The organism is Paraburkholderia nemoris (assembly GCF_905221015.1).
GTDB lineage: Bacteria > Pseudomonadota > Gammaproteobacteria > Burkholderiales > Burkholderiaceae > Paraburkholderia > Paraburkholderia nemoris.
Genome location: NZ_CAJNBO010000012.1, coordinates 192,955 through 205,242 on the forward strand (window position 1 = coordinate 192,955; position 12,288 = coordinate 205,242).

Consider the following 12,288-nt stretch of genomic DNA (forward strand, 5'->3'; position numbering starts at 1 on the left):
CTCGTCGGATCGGAGTTGAGTGCGAATAGAGTGTTTACCCGCAGGCATCTCCGTACAATGCGCGCCGTTAGCGACTTTTCGTTGCACTTATCCGTTTACCCACTGCCCCATGCTCTCTGAGTTTTCGCTGATCGATCGCTTCTTCGCCCGCCGCGCAGCCGCTGCGTCGTCCCGTGCTGCTGGAGGCGAACTCGGCATCGGTGACGACTGCGCCCTGCTCGCGCCGCGCCCTGGCGAAATGCTGGCGATATCGACGGATATGCTGGTGGAAGGCCGCCACTTCTTTCCTGACGTCGATCCCAAGGCGCTCGGTCACAAGGCGCTCGCGGTGAACCTGTCGGATCTCGCCGCGATGGGTGCGCGGCCGCAGGCGTTCACCCTGGCGTTCTCCTTGCCCAAAGCCGACGAAGCGTGGCTCGCAGCGTTCAGCGACGGTCTCTTTGCGCTGGCTGAACGCTACGGCTGCGATCTGATCGGCGGCGACACCACCGGTGGGCCGTTGAACCTGTGCATCACCGTGTTCGGCAGCGTGCCGCCGCAAGTTGCGCTGCGCCGCGACGCCGCGCAACCGGGCGACGACATCTGGATCTCCGGCACGCTCGGCGACGCCCGTGCTGGCCTCGGCTTACAGCGCAGCGAATGGTCTGCCGATGCCAACGACACTGCGACGTTTCGTCGCGCCCTCGAGCGCCCGGAGCCGCGCATCTTCCTCGGTCTCGCGTTGCGAGGCATCGCGCATGCAGCGCTCGATCTATCGGACGGACTCGCCGGCGACCTGCAGCACGTTCTTGAGCGCTCGAACGTGCAGGCCACGGTCGACGTCGACGCTGTACCGCGTTCGGCCGCACTACGCCGCCTCTCGCCCGAGATCCAGCAACGGTGCACGCTAGCCGGCGGCGACGATTACGAACTGTGCTTCACCGCACCGGCGGCCGCGCGCGCCAAGGTCGAAGCAGCCGGCCGCGAGGTCGCCGTACCGGTCACCCGCATCGGTACAATAAGCGCTCTTCAAACGGCGGCCGACCGCCCGGCGATCGGCTGGCGCGATGCCGCCGGCGCGCCGCTCACTCTGACGTTGCAAGGCTTCGACCATTTCCATGCAGACTGATCCCCCGCTGGTCCCCGCCGACGATCTGATCGGCCATCCGCAGCCCAACGCGTCCGGCCCTCGCGCGCCCCGTCCTCAGCCGCGCCGCGCCACCGCGCGTTTCATGCTGTCGCATCCGCTGCACATTCTGTCGCTGGGTTTTGGCAGCGGCCTGTCGCCGGTTGCGCCGGGCACCGTCGGCACCCTGTTCGCATGGGCCTCGTTCGCCGTCCTGAGCCGTTATCTGACCGTGGTCGAATGGGGCGTCCTGATCGTCGCCGGCTTTTTCGGCGGTATTGCGATTTGCGGCTTTACCGCGAAGAAGCTGGGCACCGACGATCCGTCGCCGGTGGTCTGGGACGAAATCATCGCGTTCTGGCTGGTGCTGCTAATGGTCACGCCGGTCACGCTAACCGGGCAACTCTGGGCGTTCATCGTGTTCCGCTTCTTCGACATGGTGAAACCGCCGCCCATCGGCTATTTCGATCGCCGACTGAAAGGTGGTTTTGGCATCATGTTCGACGACCTGGTCGCCGCGTTCTTCACGTTGCTCGTGATTGCGCTCTGGCGCATGTCGGTTTAACCGTTGCCCGTCGGCTGGCGCCGGCCGTTGTCCGCCGGCCAGCGGCTGCCGACAGCCTCCCGCAGCAGTTCCCCGTTTTCCGGATTGACGCCATGCCTACCGATTCCGTGGTTCACCAGCTTGCGATTCGCGTGAGCAACCGCCTGCGCGACGAGCGCCTGATGCTCGTCACCGCCGAATCCTGCACAGGCGGCATGCTGGCGACTGCGATCACCGATATTTCCGGCAGCAGCGGCTGGTTCGAGCGCGGCTTCGTCACGTATTCGAATCAGGCGAAGTCCGAGATGATCGGCGTGCCGGCCGATCTGATTGAAAAGCACGGCGCGGTCAGCGAACACGTGGCCCGTGCGATGGCCGAGGGCGCTCTGCGCAACAGTCGCGCGCAGGTGTCGGTGTCGATTACCGGCGTTGCCGGCCCGGGCGGTGGAACGGAAACCAAGCCGGTCGGCATGGTGTCGTTCGGCTGGAGCAACCGGCTGCACACGTCCGTGGAAACCAAGGTCTTCAAGGGCGACCGCGAGAAGATCCGCGTGCAGGCTGCGGCGCACGCGTTGCGTGGTGTGCTGGCCCTGCTCGACGAGCGCGAACATTAACGCCTGGTTCAAATTCTGAGGCCTCGCCACGATGCCCACCGATATGTCGACTTCGCACGCAGCAAAACACGAATTAATCCGCCGCTTCGATCTGAAGCCGCATCCGGAAGGCGGGTTTTTCAGCGAGACGTATCGGTCCGCGGAGTCCGTGCGCCGCGATGACGGTTCAACGCAGACGCGCTCGGCGTCCACCGCGATTTACTACCTGCTCTGTGACGGCGCGCATTCGGCGTGGCATCGGATCAAGTCCGATGAGGTCTGGCATTTTTATGCCGGCGAGCCCTTGAATGTCCACGTGCTCGACGAAGCGGGCAGGTTGATTACGCACACGTTGGGCAACGCGCTGACGCATCCGGATGCCGTGTTTCAGGCAGTGGTGCCCGCGGGTTTGTGGTTTGCCGCGGAATGCGCGGACCCGGCGACGTTCGCGCTGGTGGGTTGCACGGTCGCGCCGGGGTTTGAGTTCAGCGAGTTCGAACTGGCGGATGTCGAAGCGCTAAAAGCGCGGCATCCGCAGCATGCGGTGTTTATCGAGCGGCTGGGGCCGGTTACCTGACCGGCCTCACCCTCAATTACCGGAACGCATTGATCCGGTCACGCGTTTCCATCGCGGCCTTAGCCGCGGCTTCGGCGAAATCGTCATCCTTACCGGCGTAGATAATCGCCCGCGACGAGTTGATCAGCATGCCCGTGCCGTTCGCCGTCCGGCCGGCGTTGACCGTCGCCTGAACATCGCCGCCTTGCGCGCCGATGCCCGGAATCAGCAGCGGCATATCGCCGACGATCCCACGCACCACTTCGATTTCCTTCGGGAAAGTCGCACCGACCACCAGCGCCAGCTGGCCGCTTGCATTCCACTTGTCTGCCGCCAGTTGCGCGACGACCTGATACAGCGGACGCCCGCCCGTCTCCAGAAACTGCAGGTCCGAGCCGCCCGCGTTCGAGGTCCGGCACAACACGATCACGCCCTTGCCCTCGTGCTCCAGATACGGCTGGATCGAATCGAAACCCATATACGGATTCACCGTCACAGCATCCGCCTGATAGCGCTCGAAGGCCTCGCGCGCGTACTGCTCGGCGGTGCTGCCGATATCGCCGCGCTTCGCGTCCAGAATCACCGGCAGGCCCGGGTGGTTCGCGTGAATATGCGCGATCAACTGCTCGAGTTGGTCTTCCGCGCGATGAGCGGCGAAGTAGGCGATCTGCGGTTTGAATGACGACGCATAAGGCGCGGTCGCATCGACGATGGTGCGGCAGAAGTCGAAAATCGCTTCGGGACGGCCCGCGAGCGCGCCCGGGAATTTGCTGGGCTCGGGATCGAGGCCGACGCACAGCAGCGAGTTCGTGCGCTGCCAGGCGTCGTTGAGTGTCTGGATGAAATTGGACATGGTGAGTCTCGCGGCGAGCCGATAACGGAAGTGGCGCGTATTTTACCTGTCCTGAGCGACAAGCCGCGGCCATGCGTCATGCCGGTTCCGGCTGGGGCGTGACGACGGGTACGCCGTACCGCTGCGTCCTGCTCGCGCCCTACTGCCGCTGACGCGACCCACGTGCGCCCGGCATCGAGCGCAAACCCGTGCGTTCGACGGTAAAGCGGAACGTGCGCGTGAGCCGCTCGCCGCGCGCGAGCATCGTCATCCCGTTTTCGCATGCACCACCAGCGAGATTCATCGCGTTGATCGGATGATCGACCGGTTCGAAGCAGAAGAAGTCTTCGCGCGGCGGCGTGTACAGCACGTAGTAGTCGGTGTCGGCGGCGATATTCAGCGACAGCCGCCGCTTCGGCCACACCACGGCCGCCTGCCCGCTCCAGCCCGTGAACGCGTGATTGACGATGGTTTCCGGCAACGGATATGCCACGCCGAATTGCCATGCCGGCGGCGCCGGCACGTGACGCACCGGCAGCCAGTCGTCGCCGGAAAGCCACAGGCCGCCCGCCGCCGCCGATAGTTCGGTATCGGCGTCGCGCACAAAAAATGGATGCACGCCCAGCCCGAAAGGCAGCGCCTCGCGGCCGGCATTCTCGATGTCCAGCGTGATGACGAGCGTGGGACCGTCCAGCGTATAAGTTTGCGTCGCGCGGAATGCGTACGGTTTGCCGTCGTGGCGATCGAGCGTCAGACGCACGTTTTCGCGATCCGACTCCGCGACCTGCCAGGCGGAGAGCCAACCGTCGCCATGAATCGGCAAGGCTTCGTCGGCGCGATTTTGCGGCACCTCGACACGCCGCCCAGCCACATTGAAATGACCGCCGCCGATGCGATTCGAATACGGCAGCAACGGATAACAGGCAAGCTGGTTCGGCTGGGTATCCGAAGCGACGTGACGACAGCGCCGGAAAATCGGCGTAAGCGCGCCGTCGTTACGCCAGTCGAAACGGGTGACGCCGCCGCCGAGTGTCGGCGCGACGTCGAGGCGCAAATGCGCATTGGCGAGCGTGATGCACGCGAGCTCGCCGCCGCTCGTCTCACCGACCGCAACCGCAGAAGTACTGGGACCCGGAAGCACCGGATTGGCCGCCGCGTTGAGTCGCGCGCGCCGGCTCTGAGAAGAGGCGGAAACAGGATTCGCAACAGTCATATCTGGCTCCATCGAGAGGCGTAGGACGTTGCCGTCATTGCTGACGGATGCTGTTGGGCGATTTTTTTGCACAGGTCGCCTCAGGGTCCGAACTGCATGCTGCCGGTCTATTGCCGATTTGCTGGCACTTGGTTTGCGACATCAACGACTGATTCAGTTCCAAAATCACTGCTCGACTGCACTCTGCCTTGCGACTAAGGCTGCGTCATTCTGCGCTAAGTAGGCGCGCCCTGGAACACCGGCTCAGGCAAACCTTGTCGTCCGGGTGTTGCGATGAACACGCCGCCCGCATGAGAATCGCCCGCTAGCGCGGCGGCATCGAGATCGATACGCGCACTCGTGATGTACAGGGTGTCCAGTTGCGCAGGCCCTGAAGGAAGTCCCTTTGAGGGGCCACCAAACGCGACGCAACTCGGCTGCGCGGTCGGCACGTCGACACGCTCGGTTTCCACGCCATCGGGGCCATACCGCACCACTCGCCTGCCGCCCCACTGTGCGTTCCACACGCCACCATCGCTGTCGACGGTCGAACCGTCGGGCTCGCCGGTCGCATCCGTTAATGTCGTAAAGACGCGGTCGTTGGCAATGCTGCCGTCAGCGCGATAGTCGCAGACGCGAATTTCACGCGTCGGCGAATCGCCGTAGTACATCGTCGCGCCGTCGGGACTGAAAGCGATGCTGTTCGAGATCGCCGGTGCGGGCAACGGCAAACGCTCCAGCGACAAATCGTGATTCAGACGATAAAACCCGCCGATCGCCTGCAGCGGCGAGCCTTCGTCTTTAGTACCGAATACGAAACGACCCTGACGATCGCAGCGGCCGTCGTTCACGCGCGTGTTCAAGCCAGGTTCGACGTCGACGATACGCTGCGTCTCGCCGGTTGTCAGATCGAAGAACGCGAGATGCGTCGCCAATCCGAGCAGCAGGTAGCGCGGATCGGCGCACAACGCAAAACTCCCGAGCCGCTCGGGCATGCGCCAGAACGTGCTGCCGCCGTCGCGCGGATCATAGCGCCACAGTCGCGCGCCTTCGATGTCGTTCCAGTAGAAACGGCCGGTTCGCGTGCACCAAGTCGCGCCTTCGCCGAGCGTGCATTGGGTGTCGAGCAGCAGCGCCGCGCTATGTGCAGGCAAATCCGCACCCGCACTCACGCCCAGCCTCCGTCGACGACGATGTCCTGCGCGGTGATCATCCTGCTGTCATCGGCAGCGAGGAACAAGGCCATGCGGGCGAGATCGGCCGGCTCCAGTTCAGCATCGATACACTGGCCTTCCTTGATCGAGCGACGGCCCGCATCGTCGAGCCACAAACGCTTCTGCTTTTCCGTCATCACCCAGCCCGGCACCAGCGTATTGACGCGGATATTGAAGTGACCGAGGTCGCGCGCGAGACCACGCGTCAAACCCTGCACCGCCGATTTCGACATCACGTATACCGGATAGCCGCCGTTCTTCAGCATCCAGCTAATCGAGCCCAGGTTGATGATCGAACCCGCGTTGGCGGCTTTCATGTCCTCCATCACCGCTTGCGCTGCGAAGAACTGGTGACGGATATTCACCGCGATGCCCGCGTCGAAAAACTCGCGCGTCACGTCGCCAATTGCGTGGCGTTTGTCGTTTGCCGCGTTGTTCACCAGCACCTGAATCGGACCAAGTGCAGCCTTCACATCGGCGATCGCTTTTTGCAGCGCGTCGATGTCGGTCAGATCGCAGGGCAGGAACAGCGGCTTGTGTTTCGAATCGCCGAGTTCGTCGGCGAGCGCTTCACCCGCGGTCGCGTCGATATCGAAGAACGCGACGCGCGCACCCTGCGCCGCAAAATGCTCGACGAACGATGCGCCGATACCGGTCGCGCCGCCCGTGATCAACACTGTTCGGTCGACGAGACTCGGATAGCGGGCAAACGCGTTGCCCGCGAGGCGGTCGTTTGCATTGGCCGGAGACGACATCGTTCGATTCCTTTTTAGAGCAAGGTGGGTGGGTCCGGGGTTTAGTCCTGGGTTAGTCCCGTGAGCCGCGATTCTTCAACTGGTCGAGCAGCACAGCGGCGAGCAGGATCGCGCCACGCACGAGGTACTGATAGAACGCGTCGATGTTCATCAGGTTCATCACGTTCTCGACCGTACCCATGATCAACACGCCGATCACGACACCGGAGATCGTCGCGCGACCGCCGAGCAGCGACACGCCGCCCAGCACGCACGCCGAAATCACGTTCAGCTCGAAACCTTCCGCTGCATTCGGCTGGCCCGACGTAATCCGCGAAGCCAGAATCACACCGGCCAGCGCGGTGACGGCGCCCTGAATCAGGAAGATATAAACGCGCGTGCGTTCGACATTGATACCGGCAAGACGCGATGCTTCCGGATTCCCGCCGATTGCCAGCGTGTTACGGCCATACACGGTCTGATTGAGCATCACGCCGAACACGATGAAGCACAGCAGCGTGACCCAGATCGGCAGCGACACGCCGAAGAAGCTCAAACCGCCCAGCGCGATAAACGTATCCGACGACACACCCACAGCCTGACCGTGCGACACGATAAAGCCGAGACCGCGGACGATTTCCATCGTAGCGAGCGTCGTGATCAGCGCGTTGATGCGCAGATAGGCGATCACGGCGCCGTTGACGAAGCCGATCACCGCACCCGCCGCCACCGCCGCAATGATGGCGATGAAGGTGTTACCGGTCGCATTCAGCACCATCGCGCACAGCACACCGGCGAACGCGACTGTCGACCCCACCGACAGGTCGAAATCGCGCGAGGCCAGACAGAACATCATCGTGCACGCGACCATGCCGATCTGCGAAATCGACAGGGCGAGACCGAGCATGTTCTCGATCGAGAAGAAATGGTCGACCGTCAGCGACATCGTGATGAACATCACGATGAAGATCAGGATCAGGCTGTACTCGGTGATCTGCTGCCACCATTTGGCCTTGTCGTTGCCTTGCGGAATCAGCGCTTCGGCCGCACTTTTTGCGGCTTGTTGCGCGAGGTTTTCTCTGGCTTGCATGTTGAAGACTCCTCCCGTTCCCCACGGGTTGCCGGACTTTCGTCCAAATAATGTTCAGGCCGCTTGCTCGGTGGCTGCGGTTCCGGGCAGCGCTGTCGAGCTTTGCGGCAAGGCGAGGCCCAACACGGATTGTTCCGTTGCGTCCTTACGCGCCAGCTCGCCGGAAATCCGGCCCTGGCGCATCACGACGATCCGGTCGGACACGCCGAGCACTTCCGGCAATTCCGACGAAATCATCACGATCGCGCAGCCGCGTTCGGCGAGCTGATAAATCACGTTATAGATCTCATGCTTCGCGCCGACGTCGATCCCGCGCGTCGGCTCGTCAAGAATCACGACCTTCAGATCGGGCTCGGCCAGCCAGCGCGACAGAATCGCCTTCTGCTGGTTGCCGCCCGACAGAAAACGAATCTTTTGACGACGGCTCGGCGTTTTGATCTTCAGCAGCTTGATAAAACGGTCGGCGGTTTCCGCTTCTTTCTTGCGATCGAGGAACATCCCGGCGCGCAGATAGTGACGGCGGCAACTGATATTGATGTTCTCCGACACGGTCGCCATCGCGACGATGCCCTCTTCCTTGCGGTCTTCCGGACACAGCACGATGCCGTGCCTGATCGCCTCACCGGCGCTGCGCACCTTGATCGGCTTGCCGTCGAGCACGATTTCGCCGGCCTTCTTGTGGTCCGCGCCGTACACCAGATGCATCAGTTCGCTGCGCCCGGCGCCCACCAGACCGAAGAAGCCGACGATCTCGCCGCGCCGCACTTCGAAGCTGGCCGGCTGCGCGAGCGCATGACCTTCGATCGCTTTCGCCGCGAAGCGCACTTCGCCGAGCGGCCGTGACGAGTAGTTGTAAATGTCGGCGATTTCACGCCCGACCATTTCGCTGACAATGGTGTCGCGCTTCACGCCTTCGAGCGTCGGATGCGAAGCAATTTTGCGGCCGTCGCGGAAGATCGTGCAGGCATCGCACAGCTCGTAGATCTCGTCCATGCGGTGCGAGATGTAGATCATCGCGCGATTGTCGGCACGCAGATCGCGCACCAGTTTGAACAGCACTTCGGTCTCGCGATGCGACAGCGAGCTGGTCGGCTCATCCAGTGCGATCACGCGTGCATTGCGCAGCAGCGCCTTGCAGATTTCGACCATCTGCCGTTGCGCGATCGAGAGCTTGCGCAGCTTCGCGTTCGGATCCAGCGCCACGCCCATCGCTTCGAGGCGTTCGCGCACGAAGCGTTTGGCTTCGCGCTTGTTGACCCAGCCGAGCGAGTTCGGCAACTGGCCCAGCAGCAGGTTTTCCGCGACCGTCAGATCGGGCACGTATTGCAGTTCCTGGTGAATCACCGCGATCCCCGCCGCGATCGACGACGCCGCGCTCGTGAAGCGCACCTCATTGCCGTCGATCATCACGCGGCCCGAATCGGGCTGGTATTCACCACCGAGAATCTTCAGCAGGGTCGATTTCCCTGCGCCGTTTTCGCCCATCAGGCCGTGCACCTGGCCGACGTTGACGTCGAAGGACACACCGTCGAGCGCGCGCACGCCTGGAAAGACTTTGCCGATATTGTCAAAACGTAGCGTCGCTGACACTTCGCCTCCTGTCCCATGCAACTTAATTGCTGCTTCGTGTGAACCGTGCGTGTTTTGCGAGGCAGTCACGCCAGCGGCAAACACGGTCTGTCTCAACTGCTGATCTTGTATTGCTGTTGCCGGCGCGCCCAATCCTTGGAGAAACGACGCGCCGGCAGTTCACTTCATTTAACTACGCCTACACAGCCGCTTAATTTGCCGCGAGGCCCATCTTCTGGCGCACATCGGCGACGTTGTCACGCGTAGCCAGCATGCCGGTCGTCAGCGTGAGCATCGGCGGTTCCTTGCCTTGCGTGATCCAGTCGTACATCAGCGTCGAGGTTTCTTCGCCGTGACGCTTCGGGCTGATGATGACCGTGCCGTAGAAGCCCGTCGGGGTCGGCTTCTTGAACTCGTTCAATGCCGAGTCCGAACCGCCGATGCCGATACCGATCATGTTGTCCGCCTTGAAGCCGCGGCCTTCCGCTGCGCGCACCGCGCCGAGCACGCCTTCGTCGTTCAGCGCGTAAGCCACCCAGTGCTTGAAGTTCGGGTTCTTCGTCAGCGCAATGTTGGCGGCGTTGAACGCGTTTTCCGTGTCCGTCTTCGCTTGCGGCGCGGCGATGATGTTCGCCTTCGGGAAGCCGGCGGCGACCAGCGCGTCGGTCGCGCCGCTCGTGCGGTCATGCGCGGTCGGCAGCTGTTCGTAGGTGACGTCGATCGCGCCGACGTCCTTCATGTCCCAGCCGCGCTTCTTGATTTCAGCGGCCAGGCCGTCGCCCACCTGCTTGCCGATGTTGTACGCCGAGATGCCCATATGCGGCACCGAGGCGATCGGCTTGCCCGCGCCGTCGACGAGGCGGTCGTCCACCGTCATCATCTTCAGGCCGTCGGCCTTCGCCTTCGCGACGATGCCCGGTCCGAGCTTGACGTCAGGCGTGCAGATCACAAAGCCTTGTGCCTTCTGTGCCGACAGGTTGTCGATAGCGCTCATCACCTTCTCGCCCGACGGCGCGCCGATCTTCACCAGCGTGAACCCCTTCTCCTTGGCGGCAATTTCCGCGAACTTCCATTCGTCCTGGAACCACGGTTCTTCCGGCTGCTTCACGAGGAAGCCGATCTTGACCGGATCCGCGGCTTGCGCCACCGGTGCGTTGAAGAGCACACCCGTCGCCGCTGCTGCCAGCGTGAGGAAAATTCTTCGTTTCATAATGCGTGTCTCCTGACTAATTGATAACGAGAAGGTATCGGCCGCGTCTTCTTGTACCGGGTGTGACACACGCGGCCAGCGCGTCGTCCGGTGAAACCTTGCTGCTTTGTTCTTGCTGCCCGTTTGCTTCTTATTGCGTTTCCCGCTTCCTGTTGCGTGCTACCCCACTACGTTCAGTCGTGATACACCGCCGAGCGGCCGCCATCCACGGTGATGCAGGTGGCGTTGATGAACGGCGCCTCATCCGAGGCGAGAAACACCGCCGTCATCGCCACTTCTTCCGGGCGGCCGATGCGCTTCATCGGTTGCAGAGCGAGCGTCGCCTGTTTCGCGGCAGCCGGGTCGGCTTGTTCGTTCCACCAGTCGTGCGTCAATTGCGTTTCGATGTAGCCCGGCGCGATTGCGTTGACGCGCACGTTGCGCGGTGCGTATTCGATGCCGAGCGCGCGCGTCAATCCGATCACGCCATGCTTCGCCACCGGGTACGGAAAGCATCCCGGAATGATCTTGAATGCATGTGTCGACGCGATATTCACGATGCTGCCCGAGCCTCGTTCGACCATGCCCGGCAACACCGCGCGACACCCGTTCCAGACGCCGTCGAGATCGACCGCGAAGCAACGGCGCCAGTCGTCGTCCGTCATGGTTAGTGGGTCGCAGAACACGTTGATGCCTGCGTTATTGACCAGCACGTCGACCGCGCCGAACGCCTGCTCGCCCTCGCTCACCGCGTGCTGAACCGAGGCCGATTGCGTCACATCCGTCTGCACCGCCAGCACGCATGCGCCGGTTTGCGCCTTGATCTGTTCCGCTGTCTGCTGCGCGGTTTCGATATCGAGTTCAGCCAGCACGACCGCCGCGCCCTCGCGCGCAAACGCAAACGCGATCGCCGCTCCGATGCCGCGGCCGGCGCCGGTGATCAACGTGACTTTGTCGGCGAGCCGCTTCATTTCTTCGCGCCTGCACGGGCGATGCGCAACCCGTTGATGAACGCCTTTGCGTGCGAGGCGGTCACCGCCGCGCTCTGTCCCGGCTTGTACAGCGCCGAGCCGAGGCCGAAGCCATTCGCGCCGACGCTAAGGAACGGACCCATGTTGTCCGGCGTGATCCCACCAACCGGCACCAGCGGCACTTCCGCCGCGATCACCGCGCGCCACGCCTTCACGACCTGACAGCCGAGTTGTTCGGCGGGGAACATCTTCAACACATCCGCGCCGTTTTTCAGCGCGATGAAGGCTTCGTTCGGTGTCGCCACACCCGGCGCGCAGGCCATGCCTTGCGCTTTCGCGGCGCCGACGACCTCCGGGTCGCTATGCGGCATCACGATCAGCTCGCCGCCCGCCGACTTCACGTCGTTGACGAAACTCGGATGCAGCACCGTGCCCGCACCGACGATCGCGTCAGCCGGCAACACCTTGCGGATCGCCGCGATGCTGTCGAACGGCTGCGGCGAATTCAACGGCACTTCGACGATGCGAAAGCCGGCTTCGTACAGCGCCTGACCGTGCTCGGCAGCATCCGCGGGCGTCACGCCCCGCATGATCGCGATCAGCGGACAGATCTCGAACGCCGCGATCAACCCCGCGTGCGGCATGTACGGGGCGGGCAGATTGATGTGAGGTTGCATGTCGGTTCCTTGTTTCGTGAGC

General features: G+C 63.1%; 13 protein-coding genes. 4 read left to right on the forward strand and 9 right to left on the reverse strand.

The genetic code is table 11. The annotated features are described in order from the left end of the window. Positions 1 to 109 precede the first annotated feature (109 nt). The 4 genes from thiL to KHO33_RS20285 all read left to right on the forward strand — a co-directional run bounded on the left by thiL (position 110) and on the right by KHO33_RS20285 (position 2,819). Positions 110 to 1,108, forward strand: coding sequence for a thiamine-phosphate kinase (thiL, locus tag KHO33_RS20270; protein ID WP_200565215.1), 999 nt, complete (start codon positions 110 to 112; stop codon positions 1,106 to 1,108). Then, on the forward strand, positions 1,098 to 1,670 hold the full coding sequence (locus KHO33_RS20275) for a phosphatidylglycerophosphatase A family protein (protein ID WP_175054496.1): 573 nt from the start codon (positions 1,098 to 1,100) through the stop codon (positions 1,668 to 1,670). The genes thiL and KHO33_RS20275 overlap by 11 nt, the downstream gene beginning before the upstream one ends. A gap of 92 nt (positions 1,671 to 1,762) precedes the next feature. Further along, on the forward strand, positions 1,763 to 2,263 hold the full coding sequence (locus KHO33_RS20280) for a CinA family protein (protein ID WP_200565216.1): 501 nt from the start codon (positions 1,763 to 1,765) through the stop codon (positions 2,261 to 2,263). A gap of 43 nt (positions 2,264 to 2,306) precedes the next feature. Then, positions 2,307 to 2,819: a cupin domain-containing protein gene (locus KHO33_RS20285; protein ID WP_200565217.1), complete on the forward strand. Its 513-nt coding sequence runs from the start codon at positions 2,307 to 2,309 to the stop codon at positions 2,817 to 2,819. Positions 2,820 to 2,835: 16 nt separating this feature from the next. On the opposite strand, the gene pyrF is transcribed toward KHO33_RS20285, so the two are convergent. The 9 genes from pyrF to KHO33_RS20330 all read right to left on the reverse strand — a co-directional run bounded on the left by pyrF (position 2,836) and on the right by KHO33_RS20330 (position 12,266). Continuing rightward, a complete protein-coding gene (gene pyrF, locus KHO33_RS20290) occupies positions 2,836 to 3,651 on the reverse strand; it encodes an orotidine-5'-phosphate decarboxylase (protein WP_093635415.1) in 816 nt (271 codons plus the stop codon). A gap of 139 nt (positions 3,652 to 3,790) precedes the next feature. Further along, the gene (locus KHO33_RS20295; protein ID WP_054034522.1) at positions 3,791 to 4,843 is read right to left on the reverse strand and encodes an aldose 1-epimerase; all 1,053 of its coding nucleotides are present in this window, start codon (positions 4,841 to 4,843) and stop codon (positions 3,791 to 3,793) included. Positions 4,844 to 5,058: 215 nt separating this feature from the next. Beyond that, complete coding sequence (locus tag KHO33_RS20300; protein WP_200565218.1) at positions 5,059 to 5,994, reverse strand: SMP-30/gluconolactonase/LRE family protein; 936 nt, start codon at positions 5,992 to 5,994, stop codon at positions 5,059 to 5,061. Then, a complete protein-coding gene (locus tag KHO33_RS20305; RefSeq protein WP_200565219.1) occupies positions 5,991 to 6,791 on the reverse strand; it encodes an SDR family NAD(P)-dependent oxidoreductase in 801 nt (266 codons plus the stop codon). The genes KHO33_RS20300 and KHO33_RS20305 overlap by 4 nt, the downstream gene beginning before the upstream one ends. 52 nt (positions 6,792 to 6,843) lie before the next feature. Then, on the reverse strand, positions 6,844 to 7,860 hold the full coding sequence (gene araH / locus KHO33_RS20310) for an L-arabinose ABC transporter permease AraH (protein WP_054034524.1): 1,017 nt from the start codon (positions 7,858 to 7,860) through the stop codon (positions 6,844 to 6,846). 54 nt (positions 7,861 to 7,914) lie between these two features. Beyond that, positions 7,915 to 9,450 (reverse strand): L-arabinose ABC transporter ATP-binding protein AraG, encoded by a 1,536-nt coding sequence (araG, locus tag KHO33_RS20315; RefSeq protein ID WP_054034525.1) that lies wholly within the window; start codon positions 9,448 to 9,450, stop codon positions 7,915 to 7,917. Positions 9,451 to 9,640: 190 nt separating this feature from the next. After that, a complete protein-coding gene (locus KHO33_RS20320; protein WP_093635403.1) occupies positions 9,641 to 10,639 on the reverse strand; it encodes an arabinose ABC transporter substrate-binding protein in 999 nt (332 codons plus the stop codon). Between the two features lie 173 nt (positions 10,640 to 10,812). After that, the gene (locus KHO33_RS20325) at positions 10,813 to 11,589 is read right to left on the reverse strand and encodes an SDR family oxidoreductase (protein ID WP_200565220.1); all 777 of its coding nucleotides are present in this window, start codon (positions 11,587 to 11,589) and stop codon (positions 10,813 to 10,815) included. Beyond that, positions 11,586 to 12,266 (reverse strand): 2-dehydro-3-deoxy-6-phosphogalactonate aldolase, encoded by a 681-nt coding sequence (locus KHO33_RS20330; RefSeq protein ID WP_054034526.1) that lies wholly within the window; start codon positions 12,264 to 12,266, stop codon positions 11,586 to 11,588. The genes KHO33_RS20325 and KHO33_RS20330 overlap by 4 nt, the downstream gene beginning before the upstream one ends. Between the last annotated feature and the right edge of the window lie 22 nt (positions 12,267 to 12,288).

Excerpts from the sequence above, each read along its gene's own strand:
- araH (WP_054034524.1), bottom strand. The coding sequence starts at position 7,860 with ATGCAAGCCAGAGAAAACCTCGCGCAACAAGCCGCAAAAAGTGCGGCC.
- KHO33_RS20285 (WP_200565217.1), top strand. The coding sequence starts at position 2,307 with ATGTCGACTTCGCACGCAGCAAAACACGAATTAATCCGCCGCTTCGAT.
- KHO33_RS20275 (WP_175054496.1), top strand. The coding sequence starts at position 1,098 with ATGCAGACTGATCCCCCGCTGGTCCCCGCCGACGATCTGATCGGCCAT.
- KHO33_RS20320 (WP_093635403.1), bottom strand. The coding sequence starts at position 10,639 with ATGAAACGAAGAATTTTCCTCACGCTGGCAGCAGCGGCGACGGGTGTG.
- KHO33_RS20295 (WP_054034522.1), bottom strand. The coding sequence starts at position 4,843 with ATGACTGTTGCGAATCCTGTTTCCGCCTCTTCTCAGAGCCGGCGCGCG.
- KHO33_RS20305 (WP_200565219.1), bottom strand. The coding sequence starts at position 6,791 with ATGTCGTCTCCGGCCAATGCAAACGACCGCCTCGCGGGCAACGCGTTT.
- KHO33_RS20330 (WP_054034526.1), bottom strand. The coding sequence starts at position 12,266 with ATGCAACCTCACATCAATCTGCCCGCCCCGTACATGCCGCACGCGGGG.
- KHO33_RS20280 (WP_200565216.1), top strand. The coding sequence starts at position 1,763 with ATGCCTACCGATTCCGTGGTTCACCAGCTTGCGATTCGCGTGAGCAAC.
- pyrF (WP_093635415.1), bottom strand. The coding sequence starts at position 3,651 with ATGTCCAATTTCATCCAGACACTCAACGACGCCTGGCAGCGCACGAAC.
- thiL (WP_200565215.1), top strand. The coding sequence starts at position 110 with ATGCTCTCTGAGTTTTCGCTGATCGATCGCTTCTTCGCCCGCCGCGCA.
- KHO33_RS20325 (WP_200565220.1), bottom strand. The coding sequence starts at position 11,589 with ATGAAGCGGCTCGCCGACAAAGTCACGTTGATCACCGGCGCCGGCCGC.